The sequence below is a fragment of the Burkholderia sp. IMCC1007 genome, from assembly GCF_027257875.1.
Lineage (GTDB): Bacteria > Pseudomonadota > Gammaproteobacteria > Burkholderiales > Burkholderiaceae > Burkholderia.
Map to the genome: position 1 here is coordinate 58,634 of NZ_JAPVQY010000032.1, position 18,271 is coordinate 76,904.

An 18,271-nucleotide genomic window follows, 5' to 3' on the forward strand; every position below is an offset into this window, starting at 1 on the left:
CGGCTCGCGCGTCGCCCACGCCGGGCAGCAAGCCGCTGCGCGCGCCATGCGCGTGACGGCGGCGGCGGCCGACAACAATCAATAACGGGTATCCGATGATCGATCGACTGAAATACAACTTCTCCGGCCTTCCTCCGTATGACGCGTCCGTCGGCGACGCGCAGGCGAGCCTGTCGCGCGTGCTCGACGCGCTGCGGCTCGATGCCGTGGTCGTCACGTCGCAGGACGAATACATCACCGAATACGTGCCGCGCCGTAACAATCCGCGCTACGCGGTGTCGGGCTTCGACGGCTCGGCCGGCTGCGGGATCTTCCTCAGCGCGGCGACCGCGCAGGCGCTCGACGCGCCGCCGTTCGTGCTGTTCGTCGACGGTCGCTATCACCTGCAGGCCGAGCAGCAATGCGACCCGGCGCGCGTGCGCATCGAGAAGCTCGGGATGAACGCGACGATCTGGCAGGGCCTGGCCGACTGGCTGCTCGCGCACGCGAGCCGGCTCGCGCGGGTTGGCTACGACGCGCTGCGGATCAGCGTCGGGCAGCGCGACCGGCTGGTCGAGCAGACACAGGCCGCGTCGCTCGACTGGACGAGCCTCGTCGAGCGCGAGATCGACCGCGCGATCGCGCTGCCGGGCTGGGTGGTCGAGCGGCCGATCTTCGAGCTGCCGGAAGCCATGACCGGCGCGAGCGTCGCGCAGAACCTCGACACGCTGAACCGGCGGCTCGCCGCGCACACCGGTGCCGCCCACGGCAAGACCGCGTTCTTCACCTGCGCATCGGACGACCTCGCGTATCTGCTGAACAGCCGCGGCTATCACATCCCCAATGCGTCGTCGCACCTGGGCTTCCTGTTCGCGATCGGCGAGCAGGTCGCGCTGTTCCTGCCGGAAGGCTGCGACCGCTGCCCGGTCGAGCTGGCGTCGTATCCGGCGCTGCACGTGATCCGGCGCGACTTCGCGGAACTCGAACGCTTCCTCGCGCAATTCGCGGTCGACCACGTGTGCTACGGGTTCGAATCGGTCAACTGCGCGCTCGTCGAGTCGGTGAGCCGCGTATGGCCGCAGGCGCGCCACGCCGATTTCAATCCGGTCGAGGCGATGCGTGCCAGCAAGACGCCGGCCGTGCTCGATCGCTTCCGCGATGCGTTCGCGCGCAGTTCCGCGGCGATCGCCGAGACGATGCGCTGGGCGAAGGCCGGCGAGCCGGGACGAAGCGCGACCGAATACGATCTCGCGCGCACGATCAACGACGCGTACGGCGCACGCTCGGCGCTCGCGCTGACGTTCCCGTCGATCGCCGCGAACGGCGCGAACAGTGCGTTCGCGCACTACACGGCGGCGAGCGCCGACGTCGAGCTGACCGAAGGCGAACTGGTGTTGCTCGATAGCGGCGCGTACTACGACGCCGGCTTCGCGACGGATTGCACGCGCGTCGTGCTGCGCCGCACGCGAGCGGAGACGGTGGCGCAGCCGTGGCAGCGCGAGATCTACACCGTCGCGCTGAAGGCCTGCATCAAGGGGCTCGTCACGCGCTTCCCGAAAACGGCGACGGGCGGCGACGTCGATGCGGCCGTGCGGCAGGTGTGCCGCGACCACGGCTACGATTTCGGCCACGGCACCGGGCACGGCGTCGGGATCCACGTGCACGAAGGCGGCGTGCGGTTCGCGCCGGGCGCGAAGTACGGGCTGGTGCCGAATGCGGTGATTTCGGTCGAGCCGGGCATCTACGTGCCGGGCAAGGGCGGCGTGCGGATCGAGAACATCGTGATCGTGCACGCGGACGACGCGTCGGATACCGTCGCGTTCGAAAACATCGTGACGGTCGGCTACGACTGGGACCTGATCGACGTCGAACTGCTGGACGACGACGAGCGCGCGTACCTGCGCGACTACGAACGGCTTTGCGTGGAACGCGGCACGCAGGTCACTGCGTGTCCGCTGTTGTAAGCGGGCAAGTCAGGTGGACGACGACGCGCGGCGGCCGGAGCGCCGCGCGGCGTGGCGCCGGCGCCGACACGCGCGCGTAGACACCGGTCGGCTGGCGGCCAGAGCGCCGCACGGCGTGGTGCCAGCACGTCAAAGCATCGGCGTATCAGCGCCGATACGCGCCCATAGACACCGGTCGGCGTGGCGGCCTGAGCGCCGCGTGGCGCCGGTGCATCAGCGCATCAGCGCCGACACGCGCCCGTCGGGCCCGTAGACACCCGTCGGCGCGGGCGCCGAGCGCAGCACCGCGAGCGCGCGCTCGTTGTAGTCCATCCGGATCCGGATCAGCATCCCGTTGTTCGCGTTGGCCTGGCGCGCGCGTTCGGCAGCCTGCAACAGCAACTGCCAGCGGCCGGCGAGGCGTGCATCGCGCTCGGCGGCCTGATCCATCCCTTTCTTGCCGGCCGGAAAGCCGAGCGCGGACAACTGGATGTCGCGCGTGCGTTCGAGCTGCGCGAGCCGGTCGAGCAGCGCGGTTTTCTTCTCGACGATGCCGGGCAGCATTTCCAGCGGCTCAGGGGTCGTCAGCGCCTTTTCCTCGTAGGCGAGCAGCGACGCGAACGCCTCGACCGTCGCGTGTTCGTCGTTGACCGTGGCCAGCAGCTCTTCTCTCATCGCGTCATGCTCGTCGCGCCGGCGCGCGCGTGGGCGCACCGGCAAACCGGGGGACCGGCCGGGGCGTGACGGGCCCCCATCCGGCTCAGTTGCCCTGCGGACGCTGCTGTTGCAGCAGGTCGCGGGCGGTATTCAATACACCGTCGGCAATCTTGTTCACGTCGACCGTCAGCGTGCCGTTGTTCAGCGCGGCCTTGATCGACTGGACGAGTGCCGTGTCGATGTCGGCGTCGCCCGATGCCGACGGCGCGCGCAGCTGGCCGGACAGACCCGACAGGTTCACGGTCGTGTCGCCGCCGGTCGATCCAGCGTCGGCCGCCTGCGCGGACGTCGACGAAGCCGCGCCGGATTGCGCGCGGGTCGCGCCGTTGCCGGTCGGCGCCAGTGGGCTCGGGTTCGGAGTGGAATCGATCTTCACGATGGGTTTCCTGTACGGTTTGACCCAGATAACGGCCGGGCCGGCCCGAACTTTAGCATCGCAAGCCCGAAATTCTTCGAATAAACAATTCTTTGCAATCTTGCGCGGCCATCCGTCCCTACAACGGAATCTCGACGGTGCCGGCGTCCTTGACGATCGCCGTCACGATCTGGCCCGCCGCCATCCTGACGCGCACCGACTGGCCCGGCGCCGCATTCGCGAGCGCGCTGCCCTCGGCCGAAATCGTGAAGCCGGGCCCGGCTGCGACCACCCGCACTGTCTGGCCGGCCGACACCGACGCCGCGCTCTTCAGCATGTCCTGGCGCAGCGGCAGCCCGGCCGAGATGCGCGCGAGCGCGGTCGCACCGACCGCCTGCGCGGGATCGGTGATCACCGCGAGCGGCAGCACCGTCAGATCGCCGTCGCGTGCGACGAGGTCGGCGGCAGTGAGCGGCTCGCCGGGCGTGATCTGCCGCGCGGCGACGTAATAGGTGGCCTGCACCGTGACCTTCGCCTGCAGATAGACGGTCCACGGCCGCTCGCCCGCGCAGCGCACGCCCACCGTCGTGCGGCCCCACAGGCGCGCGCCGGTCGGCAGGAACGGTTCGAGCGTCGTGCACGCGGCGAGCCCGCGCGGAAACGCGGTCGCGACGGTCGCGGTCGTCTTGCCCGGCAGGCCGGCGATCTGCTGCTGCAGGAACGCGAGGGCCGTGCGCCGGATCGCTTCGGGGTCTTGCTGGCCCGGCAGCGGGGCGGGATGGGTAGCGGTAGCGGCGGCGTTGGTGGCATTGGCGGAAATGGTCGGCGCGCGCGGCGCCGCGGCGGCGCGTGCGGCGGTTGCCGGCTGTCGCGCGGGCCACGCCGCGTTCGACGCGGGCTCGGCCGCGCCGGCGACGACTGTCGCGACGTCGGCCGCATCGGCGGTGCGTGGCGCGTTGCCATAACCGGCGCTCGCGCGCGGCGCCACGTAGGTGGACGCGAGCGACGGGCTCGTCGCGACCGTCGCGCTACCTTGTTGCATCGCGTAGCCGGTCCCAGCTCCAGATCCGGCCCCGGCCCCACCGATCCCAGTCGCCGCCCGGTAGCCATTCCCCGCCGTTTCGACCGCGACGCCCGCTCCGCTGCCGGCATTCGCCGTATTCCCGCCGAACTGCCCGCCACTCGCCGCGCTCGCATGCGCGAGCGCGGCTTCGGCCGTCTCGCCGCGTCCGGGAATCACGATCATCCCGTCGTCCGCGTGCGCGGCCGGCACGGCGACCCACAGCGCCGCGGCGAGCACGAACGCACGCGGCACGCGTGCGCCGCGCCGATCGTTCCCGCGAAGTGCGCTGCCCGTCATCGCCGTGTCCTCGATCCGTTGATCCGCTTCGCATTCTAGGGAGCGGGGCCGCCGCGCAAACGATGAATAGAGGGGGCCTTTGCCGCGTTATTCGCCCGATTGCCGATTGCGCGCGCCGCCTACCATCGCTGTCATGGAAAAAAGCCCCTTGGGTCGCCATCCGGCCCGACGGGCGTGCAGCGCTTCATACGGAGAGACGCACACATGCTGGACAAACTCGATGCCGAATTCGCGTTCGGCCGGCAGGCGCTCGACGTGCGCGCCTACCGGCAGGAACTGCTGTCGTCGAACATCGCGAACGCCGACACGCCGGGCTACCAGGCCCGCGACGTCAATTTCGCGTCGACGCTCGCGCGCTCGCTGAAGCAGGCGGACGGCGGCGTCGCGCCGAGCAACGCCGCGCAGCTGCCGATGGCGCAGCCGGCCGGCGTGACGAGCGGGATGACGATGGCGTCCACGGCGCCCGGCCACATGGCCGGCGCCGCGAAGCTGATTCCGACCGGCGGCCCGGCCGACGACTACGGTCGCGCGCAGTACCGGATGCCGCTGCAGCCGTCGCTCGACGGCAACACGGTCGATCTCGACGTCGAGCGCGTGCAGTTCGCGGACAACGCGCTGCACTACGAAACCGGAATGACCGTGATGACCCAGCAGATCAAGGCGATGATCGCCGCGATCTCGACGAACTCGTAAGCGCGCGCCGCTTCGGAACCCGAGCACAAGGAACCTCCATGCCCTCGTTGATGAACATCTTCGGCGTCGCCGGTTCGGCGCTGGCCGCGCAATCGCAGCGCCTGAACGTCACCGCGTCGAACCTCGCGAACGCCGACAGCGCGACCGGCCCCGACGGCAAGCCGTACAAGGCCAAGCAGGTCGTGTTCGAAACCGACCCGCTCGGCGGCGCGCGCACGGCGTCCGGCCAGGGCGTGGGCGGCGTGCGCGTGTCGAAGGTGGTGGACGACCCGTCGCCGATGAAGTCGACCTACGACCCGGCGAACCCGGCCGCCGACGCGAACGGCTACGTGCAGATGCCGAACGTCGACCCGGTGCAGGAAATGGTGAACATGATTTCGGCGTCGCGCTCGTACCAGGCGAACGTCGAGACGCTGAACACCGCGAAGACGCTGATGCTCAAGACGCTGACGATCGGCTCCTGAGCCGCGCGCGACCTGACAGACCCGAGAGTTCCGACAGAAGGCCACCCAGGATGACATCCACCAGCACGACGATCGGCGGCAACGGCACCAACGTGTCGACGTTGCCGACCGATACGATGAACACCAACAACGTGTCGAGCACCGGCACGTCGGCGAGCGACCTGCAGTCGACGTTCCTGAAGCTGCTCGTCACGCAGCTGCAGAACCAGGATCCGACGAGCCCCGTCGACAGTTCGCAGATGACGTCGCAGCTCGCGCAGATCAACACGGTGAGCGGCATTGCGCAGCTGAACACGTCGCTGTCGTCGCTGTCGACGCAGCTCGCGGCCGGCCAGCAGACGCAGGCCGCGCTCCTGATCGGCACGAACGTGCTCGCGCCGGGCAACAGCGTCGCGGTGAAGGGCGGCGCGTCGTCGCCGTTCGGCGTGTCGCTCGCGAAGGACGTGTCGAACCTCACCATCACCGTGAAGAACAGCTCGGGCGCGGTGGTCAACACGATCAAGGCGGGCGCGCAGTCGGCCGGCACCGTGCCGTTCAACTGGACGCCGACCGACGCGGCCGGCAACACGCTGCCCGACGGCGCGTATACGGTCAGCGCGACGTACATCGACAGCACCGGCACGCAGCAGAGCGCGACGACGCTCGCGGCCGCGCAGGTGCAAAGCGTGATCAAGCAGGCGGACGGGACCGCCGGGCTCATGCTGTCGAACGGCACGACCGTGGGGCTCACCCAGGTCGCGTCGATCTACCCGAACACCACGTCGTCTTCGTCGTCCGGCGGCACCACTACCAACTGATCCAGATTTCTCGAAACGGAGACCGAAATGGGTTATCAACAGGGTCTGAGCGGCCTCGCCGGCGCATCGAACGCGCTGGACGTGATCGGCAACAACATCGCGAACGCGAACACGGTCGGCTTCAAGTCGAGCACCGCGCAGTTCACCGACGTGTACGCGAACTCGATCGCGACGTCGCTCAACACGCAGATCGGGATCGGCACGTCGCTCGCATCGGTGCAGCAGCAGTTCAGCCAGGGCGCGATCAACACGACGAGCTCGTCGCTCGACGTCGCGATCAACGGCAACGGCTTCTTCCAGATGTCGAACAACGGCGTGATGACGTACACGCGCGACGGCACGTTCCAGCGCGACAAGAACGGCTACATCGTCAACGCGCAGGGCATGAACCTGATGGGCTATGCCGCCGACAAGAACGGCGTGATCAACACGTCGCAGACGGTCGCGCTGCAGGCGCCGACGACCAACATCGCGCCGACCCAGACGACCAAGATCTCCGCCCAGTTCAACCTGAACTCGCAGGATACGACGCCGGCGAAGTCGCCGATCGATCCGGCGGACAACACGACGTACAACTACTCGACGTCGATCCAGGTGTATGACTCGCTCGGCGGCTCGCAGGCCGTCAGCATGTACTTCGTGAAATCGGCCGCCGGTACGTGGGAGGCCTACGCGGGCGTGCAGGGCAGCGCCCCGACGGATCTCGGCACGGTCAAGTTCGACGCGTCGGGCGCGATCGCGAGCACGACGCCCGCTGATCCGGCCGCGCCGGCCATGTCGCTCGGCCAGTTCCAGTTCGCCGTGCCGAACACGGACGGCTCGAAGACGCCGCAGTCCATCACGCTCGACCTGACGGGCACCACGCAGTACGGCGGCAAGGACGGCGTGAACAACCTCGCGCAGGACGGCTACGCGAGCGGCACGCTGACGACCTACTCGATCGGCAACGACGGCAAGCTGACGGGCAACTACTCGAACGGCCAGACGGCGGTGCTCGGCCAGATCGCGCTCGCGAACTTCAACAACCCGAACGGGCTGGTCAGCCTCGGCGGCAACCAGTATGCGGAAAGCGCCGCGTCGGGCGTGCCGCAGATCTCCGCGCCGGGCACCACGAACCACGGTTCGCTGCAGGGCAGCGCGCTCGAGAACTCGAACGTCGACCTGACGTCGCAGCTCGTCAACCTGATCACCGCGCAGCGCAACTACCAGGCGAACGCGCAGACGATCAAGACGCAGCAGACCGTCGACCAGACGCTCATCAACCTGTAACGCGCGGATAACCGGCAGCCATGGACCGACTGATCTACACGGCGATGACGGGCGCGTCGCAGTCGCTCGACCAGCAGGCGATCGTCGCGAACAACCTCGCGAATGCATCGACGACGGGTTTTCGCGCGCAGCTCGCGACCTATCGCGCGGTGCCGATGAATTTCGGCGACGGCAGCAACGTCGACCCGACGACCACGCGTACCTACGTGCTCGCGTCGACGCCCGGTGCGGACTACACACCGGGTCCGATTACGCGCACCGGCAACCCGCTCGACGTCGCGGTGCAGGGCGCCGGCTGGCTGTCCGTGCAGACGGCCGACGGCAGCGAGGCGTACACGCGCGCGGGCAACCTGCACGTCGATGAAAACGGCCAGCTCGTGAACGCGAGCAACCTGCCGGTGATCGGCAACGGCGGCCCGATCTCGGTGCCGCCGAACGCGGAAGTGACGATCGGCAAGGACGGCACGGTGTCCGCGCTGATGCCGGGCGACCCGCCGACGGCGGTCGCGATCGTCGACCAGATGAAGCTCGTCAATCCCGATCCGGCCACGCTCACGCGCGGCAACGACGGGCTGTTCCGCACCGCCGACGGCAATCCGGCCGACAGCGACCCGAGCGTGGTCGTCACGCCGAATTCGCTCGAAGGCAGCAACGTGAACCCGGTGACCGCGATGGTCGCGATGATCGACAACGCGCGCGCGTTCCAGCTTCAGTCGAAGCTGATCCAGACGGCCGACCAGAACGAGCAGTCGGCGAACCAGCTGCTCAATTTCAGCTGAGCGCCCGCGCCAGCCAAAGCAGGAGACCTGAAAAATGAACCGTTCGCTCTACATCGCCGCTACCGGCATGAATGCGCAGCAGGCGCAGATGGACGTGATCTCGAACAACCTCGCGAACACCAGCACGAACGGCTTCAAGGCGTCGCGCGCGGTGTTCGAGGATCTGCTGTACCAGACGATCCGCCAGCCGGGCGCGAACTCGACGCAGCAGACCGAACTGCCGTCGGGCCTGCAGCTCGGCACCGGCGTGCAGCAGGTCGCGACCGAGCGCCTGTACACGCAGGGCAGCCTCACGCAGACCGGCAACTCGAAGGACGTCGCGATCAACGGCGCGGGCTTCTTCCAGGTGCTGATGCCGGACGGCACGAACGCATACACGCGCGACGGCTCGTTCCAGACCAACGCGCAGGGCCAGCTCGTCACGTCGAGCGGCTACCAGATCCTGCCGGCGATCACGGTGCCGCAGAACGCGACGTCGCTGACGATCGGCAAGGACGGCGTCGTGTCGGTCACGCAGCCGGGTTCCAGCAACGCCGTGCAGATCGGCTCGCTGCAGATCGCGACCTTCATCAACCCGACCGGCCTCGAAGCGAAGGGCGAGAACCTGTTCGCGGAAACGACGTCGTCGGGCGCGCCGAACGTGTCGCAACCGGGCCTGAACGGCGCGGGCGTGCTCAACCAGGGCTATGTCGAGGCGTCGAACGTGAACGTCGTGCAGGAGCTCGTCAACATGATCCAGACCCAGCGTGCGTACGAGATCAACAGCAAGGCCGTGACGACGTCCGACCAGATGCTGCAGACCGTCACGCAGATGAAGAGCTAACCGGAAAGCCCCGTCGTCGCCATGAAGCAGGTTCGCCTTCTCCCGTCAGCCTCCGTCCGCGCCGCGTGCGCGGTCGCGGTGGCGGCGCTCGCCGGTTGCGCGCAGATTCCGCGCGATCCGATCATCCAGCAGCCGATGACGGCGCAGCCGCCGACGCCGATGTCGATGCAGGCGCCCGGCTCGATCTACAACCCCGGCTACGCGGGGCGACCGCTGTTCGAGGACCAGCGCCCGCGCAACATCGGCGACATCCTGACGATCATGATCGCGGAGAACATCAACGCGACCAAGTCGTCGGGCGCGAACACCAACCGGCAGGGCAACACCGACTTCAACGTGCCGACGGCCGGCTTCCTCGGCGGGCTGTTCGCGAAGGCGAACCTGTCGGCGGCGGGCAACAACAAGTTCGCGGCGACGGGCGGCGCCAGCGCCGCGAACACGTTCAACGGCACGATCACGGTGACCGTCACCAACGTGCTGCCGAACGGCAACCTCGTGGTCAGCGGCGAAAAGCAGATGCTGATCAACCAGGGCAACGAATTCGTGCGCTTCTCGGGGGTCGTCAACCCGAACACGATCTCGGGCGCGAACTCGGTCTATTCGACGCAGGTCGCCGACGCGAAGATCGAATACTCGTCGAAGGGCTACATCAACGAAGCCGAGACGATGGGCTGGCTGCAGCGCTTCTTCCTCAACATCGCGCCGTGGTGATGACGATGCAGAACACCGTATTTCGTCGCGTGTCCGCGAGCCTGTCGCGCCGCGCGCAGCGCATCGTGCGGGGCGCCGCCGCGGTCGCGCTGGTCGCATGCGCGTTCGGCGCGGCGCCCGCGCACGCCGAGCGCCTGAAGGACCTCGTGCAGATCCAGGGCGTGCGCGACAACCCGCTGATCGGCTATGGCCTCGTCGTCGGCCTCGACGGCACCGGCGACCAGACGATGCAGACGCCGTTCACCACGCAGACGCTCGCGAACATGCTCGCGAACCTCGGCATCTCGATCAACAACGGTTCGGCCAACGGCGGCCCGTCGTCGCTGAACAACATGCAGCTGAAGAACGTCGCGGCCGTGATGGTGACCGCCACGCTGCCGCCGTTCGCGCGGCCGGGCGAGGCGCTCGACGTGACCGTGTCGTCGCTCGGCAATGCGAAGAGCCTGCGCGGCGGCACGCTGCTGCTCACGCCGCTGAAGGGCGCGGACGGGCAGGTGTATGCGCTTGCGCAGGGCAACATGGCGGTGGGCGGCGCGGGCGCCAGCGCGAACGGCAGCCGCGTGCAGGTGAACCAGCTCGCGGCCGGCCGGATCGTCGGCGGCGCGATCGTCGAGCGCGCGGTGCCGAACGCGGTCGCGCAGATGAACGGCGTGCTGCAGCTGCAACTGAACGACATGGATTACGGCACCGCGCAGCGGATCGTGTCCGCGGTCAACGCGAGCTTCGGCCCCGGCACCGCGACGGCGCTCGACGGCCGCACGATCCAGCTCGCCGCGCCGGCGGATTCCGCGCAGCAGGTCGCGTTCATGGCGCGCCTGCAGAACCTCGACGTGAGCCCGGACAAGGCTGCCGCGAAGGTGATCCTGAACGCGCGCACGGGCTCGATCGTGATGAACCAGATGGTCACGCTGCAAAGCTGCGCGGTCGCGCACGGCAACCTGTCGGTGGTCGTCAACACGCAGCCGGTGGTGTCGCAGCCGGGGCCGTTCTCGAACGGGCAGACGGTGGTCGCGCAGCAGTCGCAGATCCAGCTGAAGCAGGACAACGGCGCGCTGAAGATGGTGACGGCCGGCGCGAACCTCGCCGACGTCGTGAAGGCGCTGAACACGCTCGGCGCGACGCCGGCGGACCTGATGTCGATCCTGCAGGCGATGAAGGCGGCCGGTGCGTTGCGCGCCGACCTGGAGGTGATCTAAATGGCGGCGAACCTTCCGAACGCGAACGATCTCACGCAGCGCTTCGCGCTCGACGTGCAGGGCTTCGATGCGCTGCGCGCGCAGGCGAAACAGTCGCCGCAGGCCGGCGCGAAGGCGGTCGCCGGCCAGTTCGACGCGATGTTCACGCAGATGATGCTCAAGAGCATGCGCGACGCGACGCCCGACGGCGGGCTGCTCGATTCGCACACGTCGAAGATGTACACGTCGATGCTCGACCAGCAGCTCGCGCAGCAGATGTCGACGCGCGGGATCGGCGTCGCCGACGCGCTGATGAAGCAGCTGCTGCGCAACGCGGGGCAGGGCGCGGGCAGCGAGTCGGCGGCCGACGTCGGCGTCGCCGGGTTGGGCGCGGCGGGGCTGGGCGCGGCCGGCTCAGGCGCGGCCGGCTCAGGCGCGGCCGGCTCAGGCGTGTCGGGCAACGAAGGCAGCCTCGCCGCGATGAACGCGATGGCCAGGGCCTACGCGAACGCGGCCAACAACGGCGCGCTCGCCGGCGCGCGCGGCTACTCGGCCGGCAGCGCGCTGACGCCGCCGGTCAAGGGTGCGAGCGGCGTGCAGGACGCCGACGCATTCGTCGACCGGCTCGCCGGACCGGCGCAGGCGGCGAGCGCGACGACCGGCATCCCGGCGCGCTTCATCGTCGGCCAGGCCGCGCTCGAATCGGGCTGGGGCAAGCGCGAGATCCGCGCGAGCGACGGCTCGACCAGCTACAACGTGTTCGGCATCAAGGCGAACAAGGGCTGGACGGGCCGCACGGTGTCGGCGCTGACGACCGAATACGTGAACGGCACGCCGCGCCGCGTCGTCGCGAAGTTCCGCGCGTACGATTCGTACGAGCATGCGATGACCGACTACGCGAACCTGCTGAAGAACAATCCGCGCTACGCGGGCGTGCTGAGCGCGAGCCGCAGCGTCGAAGGCTTCGCGCACGGCATGCAGAAGGCCGGCTACGCGACCGACCCGAATTACGCGAAGAAGCTGATCTCGATCATGCAGCAGATCGGCTGAGCGGGCGCGGCGTGCCGGAACCGGTCTGCCGCCCGCCCGTCGTCCTTCGGACCGCGCCCGGCCGCCCGCCGCGCGCGGTTTCAACGTTTGCGCGAAAAAAAGGCGCAATTCGATCTAAACTTTCGTTGAGCACTGCCGCTAAGTGTGTGAGATCAGCAACCGGGCCGATGTTCTGGCCCGGTTTTACTGCGCACCGGTTGCCCCGGGCGCCCATGACAAGAAAACCGGCTACCCATGAATATCGAAACGTCGTCCGCGCCGAGTCAGGATGCGGGCCACTCCGGGCCCGATTACGCCCGCCGCAATCCGCTGGAGATCGGCGTGCAGCTGCGCAACCTCGTGAACCGCGGCGATTTCCTGACCGTCCAGTATCCGGGCGGCCAGCTTGTCACGCGCCTGCTCGAAGTCGACGTCGGTGCGCGCACGTTCACGTTCGACTGGGGCGCGCTGTCCGAGCAGAATGCCGGCATCCTGGCCGCGTCGCACTGCACGTTCTCGGCCGCGCCGGAAGGCGTGCGCGTCGAATTCGCCACGGGCACGCCGCGCGAGACGCGCTACGAGGGGCTGCCCGCGTTCGTCGCCGACTTTCCCGACGTGCTCGTGTGCATCCAGCGCCGCGAGTATTTCCGTGTCGATGCGCCGGTGATCGATCCGTTCCTGTGCCGCGGCAGGCTGCCGAACGGCGAGGGCTTCGTGTTCGAGGTGCACAACCTGTCGCTCGGCGGCGTCGGCCTGCGCACGGCCGACGAGCGTGTCGAGGCGCTCGAGGTCGGCACCGTGCTGCCGGAAGTCGAGCTCGAACTGACCGGCCACGGCCGGCTGTCGCTCGACCTGTGCCTCGTGTCGCAGCGTTCGACCCAGATGCCGAACGGCTCGCGGCGCTACCAGCTCGGTTTTCGCTTCATGTCGCTGCCGGGCAGCGCGGAAAACACGCTGCAGCGGCTGATCACGCAGCTCGAAATGAAGCGGCGCTCGCTCGCGCGGGCCTGACGCGCGCGCGGCCGGCCGCCTGCGCGGGCCGCTTTCACACCGGGCGTTTCCAGCGCCCGCCGGTCTCCCCGAACGCGACGCGCGCCTGCGCGTCGCGCGTGCATTTTTTCCTCAATTTTTCCGCTCGGCGGCCGTTATACCGGGAGTCACGCAACCCGGCGGGCGCAGCCCGGCCGGCTCATCAGGATCGCGCATGTCCAACTCTCTCTTGAACCTCGGCGTCAGCGGCCTGAATGCCGCACTCTGGGGCCTCACGACGACCGGCCAGAACATCAGCAACGCCGCGACGCCGGGCTATTCGGTCGAGCGTCCCGTGTATGCCGAAGCGAGCGGCCAGTACACGTCGAGCGGCTACATGCCGCAGGGCGTGAACACCGTTACCGTGCAGCGGCAGTACAGCCAGTACCTGAACGACCAGCTGAACAGCGCGCAGTCGCAGAGCGGCGCGCTGTCGACCTGGTATTCGCTCGTCGCGCAGCTGAACAACTACGTCGGCAGCCCGACGGCCGGGATCTCGACCGCGATCACCAACTACTTCACCGGGCTGCAGGGCGTCGCGAACAATGCGTCCGATCCGTCGGTGCGGCAGACCGCGATGAGCAACGCGCAGACGCTCGCCGACCAGATCACGGCGGCCGGCCAGCAGTACGACGCGCTGCGCCAGAGCGTGAATACGCAGCTCACCAGCACGGTGTCGCAGATCAACACGTACAGCGCGCAGATCGCGCAGCTGAACCAGCAGATCACGGCCGCGAACAGCCAGGGGCAGCCGCCGAACCAGCTGATGGACCAGCGCGATCTCGCGCTGTCGAACCTGTCGGGCCTCGCCGGCGTGCAGGTGGTGCGCAACGACAGCGGCTACAGCGTGTTCCTCGCGGGCGGCCAGCCGCTCGTCGTCGCCGACAAGAGTTACCAGCTCGCGACCGTGGCGTCGTCGTCCGATCCGAGCGAGCTGACCGTCGTGTCGCAGGGCATTGCCGGCGCCAATCCGCAGGGCCCGAACCAGACGCTGTCGGATGCGTCGCTGTCGGGCGGCACGCTCGGCGGCCTGCTCGCGTTCCGCAACCAGACGCTCGACCCGGCGCAGGCGCAGCTCGGCGCGATCGCGACCAGCTTCGCCGCGCAGGTCAACGGGCAGAACGCGCTCGGCGTCGACCTGTCGGGCATGCCGGGCGGCAAGCTGTTCACCGTCCCGGACCCGGCCGTCTACGCGAACCAGGGCAATACGGGCAATGCGTCGCTGAGCGTGTCGTTCGCCGCTGCGTCGCAGCCGACCACGAGCGACTACACGCTGTCGTACGACGGCACGAACTACACGCTGACCGATCGCGCGAGCGGCACGGTGCTCGGGCAGTCGAAGTCGATGCCGGCATCGCTCGGCGGGCTGGACTTCTCGTTCGCGAACGGCACGCAGATGAATGCCGGCGACCAGTTCACCGTGCTGCCGACGCGCGGCGCGCTGGACGGCTTCGCGCTCGCGACGTCGAGCGGCTCGGCGATCGCGGCCGCGTCGCCGGTGGTCGCGTCGCCCGCCACGACGAACTCGGGTACCGCCACCATCAAGCAGGGCGGGGTGGGCGCCGGCTACCAGGTGCCGTCGACCACGCTGACCTACGACGCGTCGACCAAGTCGCTGTCGGGCTTCCCGGCCGGCACCACGGTGACGATCGGCAGCACGCCGCCCCAGACGGTGCAGATCGTCGACGGCAAGACGCAGGTGCCGTACGACCCGTCCGTGGGCGCGACGCTGACGATGTCGGGCAGCGCGCCGGGCGCGATGAACGGCGTGACCGTGTCGCTGGCGGGCACGCCGGCGAACGGCGATTCGTTCAGGATCGGGCCGTACGCGGGCGGCACGAACGACGGTTCCAACGCGCTCGCGCTGTCGAAGATCGTCAGCACGAGATCGTTCGGCAACGGCTCGACCACGCTGACCGGTGCATACGCCGGCTACGTGAACGCCATCGGCAACTCGGCGAGCCAGCTGAAGTCGTCGAGCGCCGCGCAGACGTCGCTCGTCGGCCAGATCACGAACGCGCAGCAGTCGGTGTCGGGCGTGAACCAGAACGAGGAAGCGGCGAACCTGATGCAGTACCAGCAGCTCTACCAGGCCAACGCGAAGGTCATCCAGACGGCCGCGACGCTGTTCCAGACCGTGCTCGGCCTGTTCAACTGATTCCGGGGATCGAAGCGATGCGGATTTCCACTTCCCAGTTTTACCAGCTCAACGTCGCGCAGATGGGCGACCAGCAGGCGCAGCTCGCGCAGCTGTACCAGCAGATTTCGAGCGGCGTGAGCCTGTCCACGCCCGCCGACAACCCGCTCGGCGCCGCGCAGGCGGTGCAGCTGTCGATGAGCTCGGCGACGCTGTCGCAGTACGCCACGAACCAGACCGTCGCGCTTTCGTCGCTCCAGAAGGAAGACCAGACGCTGACGAGCGTGAACGACCTGCTGAACAGCATCCATTCGAAAGTCATGCAGGCCGGCGACGGCTCGCTGTCCGACAGCGACCGCTCGGCGATCGCGACCCAGCTGCAGGGCTATCGCGACCAGCTGATGACGCTCGCGAATACCGCCGACGGCGCGGGCAACTATCTGTTCGCGGGCACGCAGTCGACGTCGGCGCCGTTCTCGAACGCGCCGGGCGGCGGCGCGGTATACAGCGGCGACAGCGGCACGCGCGACGTGCAGATCGCCGACACGCGCTCGATTTCGCAGGGCGACAGCGGCGCCAGCGTGTTCATGTCGGTGCCGATGCTCGGCAGCCTGCCGGTGCCGGCCGCCGGCACGGGCGCGACGGGCACGGGCAACGCCGGCACCGGTACGATCGGCGCGGTGTCGATCACGAACCCGGCGGCGGCGACCAACGGCCACCCATTCACGATCACGTTCGGCGGCACGGCCGATGCGCCGACCTATACGGTGACCGACAACACGATCGGGCCGTCGAGCGAGACCCAGCCGCAGCCGTATTCGGAAGGCGGCGCGATCGCGCTCGGCAACGGCCTGACGGTGCCGGTGTCGGGTACGCCGGCCGCGGGCGACACGTTCACGGTCACGCCCGCGCCGCAGGCCGGCACCGACGTGTTCGCCACGCTCGACACGATGATCGCCGCGCTGAAGACGCCGATCGCCAGCGATACGTCCGCCGCCGCCGCGCTCGCGAACACGATGACGACCGGCACGACCAAGCTGAACAACACGATGACGAACATCCTCACCGTGCAGGCGTCGGTCGGCGGCCGCGAGCAGGAAATCCAGGCGATGCAGGCGGTGAACCAGAACAATTCGCTGCAGATCACCAACGACCTGTCGGATCTGACGAGCACCAACATGGTGTCGACCATCAGCCAGTTCCTGCAGATGCAGAATGCGCTGTCGGGCGCGCAGAAGGCCTACGCGCAACTGCAGAACCTGTCGCTGTTCCAGTACATCAATTCGTGATGCCCGCGGCGGCCGACGCGATGTGAGCGTTCGCTTACGTCGGGCCGCGCATCGTTCGGCGGCCATCGGCCGCCGGTGGGCGCCGGTGGCCGCCATCCACTCCCGCTGCAAGCTTGCGGCCGTGCCACGCCATCCTCCGGCAGACACGGCCGTTGCATCGACGGTTCGCGCTTGCCAGCCCCATTTCCGCTCCGTAAACTCGCGCCAGATTCCAGACCGGCGCACCGTCCGCAGCCGGCGACCGACAGGAGCCTCTTTTCCCCATGTCCGATTCCTACTTCCCGCGCTGGCGGGTGCAATCGACCGGCGCGGCATCGCGCGTGGTCGGCCCCGACGAGCGTCTGGCGTGGCCGCAGATGATCGCGATGGGCGTGCAGCACGTCGTCGCGATGTTCGGCTCGACCGTGCTCGCGCCGCTGCTGATGGGCTTCGATCCGAACCTGTGCATCTTCATGTCGGGCATCGGCACGCTGCTGTTCTTCGTGCTGGTCGGCGGCCGCGTGCCGAGCTACCTCGGCTCGAGCTTCGCGTTCATCGGCCTGGTGATCGCGGTGACCGGCTACGGTGGCAGCGGACCGAACCCGAACATCCCGGTCGCGCTCGGCGGGATCATCGCGTGCGGCGTCGTGTACGTCGCGCTCGGCGCGCTGGTGCAGGCGATCGGCACGCGCTGGATCGAGACGCTGATGCCGCCCGTCGTGACCGGCGCGGTGGTCGCGGTGATCGGGCTGAACCTCGCGCCGATCGCCGTCAAGGGCGTGTCGGGCTCGACCTTCGAGTCGGTGATGGCGCTCGTCACGGTGCTGTGCGTCGGCGGCGTCGCGGTGTTCGCGCGCGGGATGATGCAGCGCCTGCTGATTCTCGTCGGGCTCGTGATCGCGTACGTGATCTACGCGATCGCGACCAACGGGATGGGTCTCGGCAAGCCGATCGATTTCGCGATCGTCGCGCAGGCCGCGTGGTTCGGGGTGCCGAGCTTCCGTACGCCGGTGTTCGATCCGCACGCGATGCTGATGCTCGCGCCGATCGCGGTGATCCTGGTCGCGGAGAACCTCGGCCACATCAAGGCCGTCAGCGCGATGACGGGCACCAACCTCGACCGCTACGTCGGCCGCGCGTTCATCGGCGACGGGCTCGCGACGATCGTATCCGGCAGCGTCGGCGGCACGGGCGTGACCACCTACGCGGAGAACATCGGCGTGATGGCCGTCACGCGGATCTATTCGACGCTGGTGTTCGCGGTCGCCGCGCTGATCGCGATCGGGCTCGGCTTCTCGCCGAAGTTCGGCGCGGTGATCCAGACGATTCCGGGCCCGGTGCTCGGCGGCGTGTCGATCGTGGTGTTCGGGCTGATCGCGGTGACGGGCGCGCGGATCTGGGTCGTCAACAAGGTCGACTTCTCCGACAACCGCAACCTGATCGTCGCGGCCGTCACGCTCGTGCTCGGCGCCGGCGACTTCTCGCTGAAGATCGGCGGCTTCGGGCTCGGCGGGATCGGCACCGCGACGTTCGGCGCGATCATCCTGTACGCGATCCTGCGCAAGGAAAAGGAACCGGGGCCGGTGGTGTGATTCGGGAGCGGGCGGTGCAATGCCGCCCGCGTCCGGGCCTTCGCCCGGACGCCTACGGCCGTGCAGGTATATCGAAAGCACCCGCACAAGGGCTGATTCGCTGCCAACGGACGCAAGCCGCTGTCGAGAGCAACATTGCGCCGGAATCGTC

General features: G+C 68.6%; 17 protein-coding genes. 14 read left to right on the top strand and 3 right to left on the bottom strand.

The annotated features are described in order from the left end of the window. The first annotated feature begins 95 nt into the window (after positions 1–95). The gene (locus O1Q03_RS24550; RefSeq protein ID WP_269506610.1) at positions 96–1,943 is read left to right on the top strand and encodes a M24 family metallopeptidase; all 1,848 of its coding nucleotides are present in this window, start codon (positions 96–98) and stop codon (positions 1,941–1,943) included. Between the two features lie 213 nt (positions 1,944–2,156). On the opposite strand, the gene O1Q03_RS24555 is transcribed toward O1Q03_RS24550, so the two are convergent. From O1Q03_RS24555 to flgA, 3 genes are all read right to left on the bottom strand, one after another. After that, complete coding sequence (locus O1Q03_RS24555; protein WP_269506611.1) at positions 2,157–2,597, bottom strand: flagella synthesis protein FlgN; 441 nt, start codon at positions 2,595–2,597, stop codon at positions 2,157–2,159. An 85-nt stretch (positions 2,598–2,682) separates the two neighbouring features. Further along, positions 2,683–3,015: a flagellar biosynthesis anti-sigma factor FlgM gene (flgM, locus tag O1Q03_RS24560; protein WP_269506612.1), complete on the bottom strand. Its 333-nt coding sequence runs from the start codon at positions 3,013–3,015 to the stop codon at positions 2,683–2,685. A gap of 118 nt (positions 3,016–3,133) precedes the next feature. After that, the gene (flgA, locus tag O1Q03_RS24565) at positions 3,134–4,354 is read right to left on the bottom strand and encodes a flagellar basal body P-ring formation chaperone FlgA (protein ID WP_269506613.1); all 1,221 of its coding nucleotides are present in this window, start codon (positions 4,352–4,354) and stop codon (positions 3,134–3,136) included. Between the two features lie 204 nt (positions 4,355–4,558). Between flgA and flgB the strand changes: the two genes are divergently transcribed. The 13 genes from flgB (at position 4,559) to O1Q03_RS24630 (ending at position 18,120) form a co-directional block, all read left to right on the top strand. After that, positions 4,559–5,047 carry a flagellar basal body rod protein FlgB gene (gene flgB / locus O1Q03_RS24570; protein WP_269506614.1) on the top strand — a complete coding sequence of 163 codons (489 nt, stop codon included), beginning with the start codon at positions 4,559–4,561 and terminating at the stop codon, positions 5,045–5,047. 38 nt (positions 5,048–5,085) lie between these two features. After that, the gene (gene flgC, locus O1Q03_RS24575; RefSeq protein ID WP_269506615.1) at positions 5,086–5,511 is read left to right on the top strand and encodes a flagellar basal body rod protein FlgC; all 426 of its coding nucleotides are present in this window, start codon (positions 5,086–5,088) and stop codon (positions 5,509–5,511) included. 50 nt (positions 5,512–5,561) lie between these two features. Further along, positions 5,562–6,308, top strand: coding sequence for a flagellar hook assembly protein FlgD (locus tag O1Q03_RS24580; protein ID WP_269506616.1), 747 nt, complete (start codon positions 5,562–5,564; stop codon positions 6,306–6,308). Positions 6,309–6,335: 27 nt separating this feature from the next. Continuing rightward, a complete protein-coding gene (flgE, locus tag O1Q03_RS24585; RefSeq protein ID WP_269506617.1) occupies positions 6,336–7,577 on the top strand; it encodes a flagellar hook protein FlgE in 1,242 nt (413 codons plus the stop codon). A 20-nt stretch (positions 7,578–7,597) separates the two neighbouring features. Beyond that, positions 7,598–8,356: a flagellar basal-body rod protein FlgF gene (flgF, locus tag O1Q03_RS24590; protein WP_269506618.1), complete on the top strand. Its 759-nt coding sequence runs from the start codon at positions 7,598–7,600 to the stop codon at positions 8,354–8,356. A 34-nt stretch (positions 8,357–8,390) separates the two neighbouring features. Further along, positions 8,391–9,179: a flagellar basal-body rod protein FlgG gene (flgG, locus tag O1Q03_RS24595; RefSeq protein ID WP_269506619.1), complete on the top strand. Its 789-nt coding sequence runs from the start codon at positions 8,391–8,393 to the stop codon at positions 9,177–9,179. A 21-nt stretch (positions 9,180–9,200) separates the two neighbouring features. Next, positions 9,201–9,890: a flagellar basal body L-ring protein FlgH gene (gene flgH / locus O1Q03_RS24600; RefSeq protein ID WP_269506620.1), complete on the top strand. Its 690-nt coding sequence runs from the start codon at positions 9,201–9,203 to the stop codon at positions 9,888–9,890. After that, the gene (locus O1Q03_RS24605) at positions 9,890–11,086 is read left to right on the top strand and encodes a flagellar basal body P-ring protein FlgI (protein ID WP_442865834.1); all 1,197 of its coding nucleotides are present in this window, start codon (positions 9,890–9,892) and stop codon (positions 11,084–11,086) included. The genes flgH and O1Q03_RS24605 overlap by 1 nt, the downstream gene beginning before the upstream one ends. Then, positions 11,087–12,115, top strand: a complete 1,029-nt coding sequence (flgJ, locus tag O1Q03_RS24610; RefSeq protein ID WP_269506622.1) for a flagellar assembly peptidoglycan hydrolase FlgJ — start codon at positions 11,087–11,089, stop codon at positions 12,113–12,115. A gap of 234 nt (positions 12,116–12,349) precedes the next feature. Continuing rightward, a complete protein-coding gene (locus O1Q03_RS24615) occupies positions 12,350–13,105 on the top strand; it encodes a flagellar brake protein (RefSeq protein ID WP_269506623.1) in 756 nt (251 codons plus the stop codon). 193 nt (positions 13,106–13,298) lie between these two features. Next, positions 13,299–15,281 (top strand): flagellar hook-associated protein FlgK, encoded by a 1,983-nt coding sequence (flgK, locus tag O1Q03_RS24620; protein ID WP_269506624.1) that lies wholly within the window; start codon positions 13,299–13,301, stop codon positions 15,279–15,281. Between the two features lie 17 nt (positions 15,282–15,298). Next, positions 15,299–16,549, top strand: a complete 1,251-nt coding sequence (gene flgL, locus O1Q03_RS24625) for a flagellar hook-associated protein FlgL (RefSeq protein ID WP_269506626.1) — start codon at positions 15,299–15,301, stop codon at positions 16,547–16,549. A 263-nt stretch (positions 16,550–16,812) separates the two neighbouring features. Next, a complete protein-coding gene (locus O1Q03_RS24630) occupies positions 16,813–18,120 on the top strand; it encodes a solute carrier family 23 protein (protein ID WP_269506627.1) in 1,308 nt (435 codons plus the stop codon). The last annotated feature ends 151 nt before the right edge of the window (positions 18,121–18,271 follow it).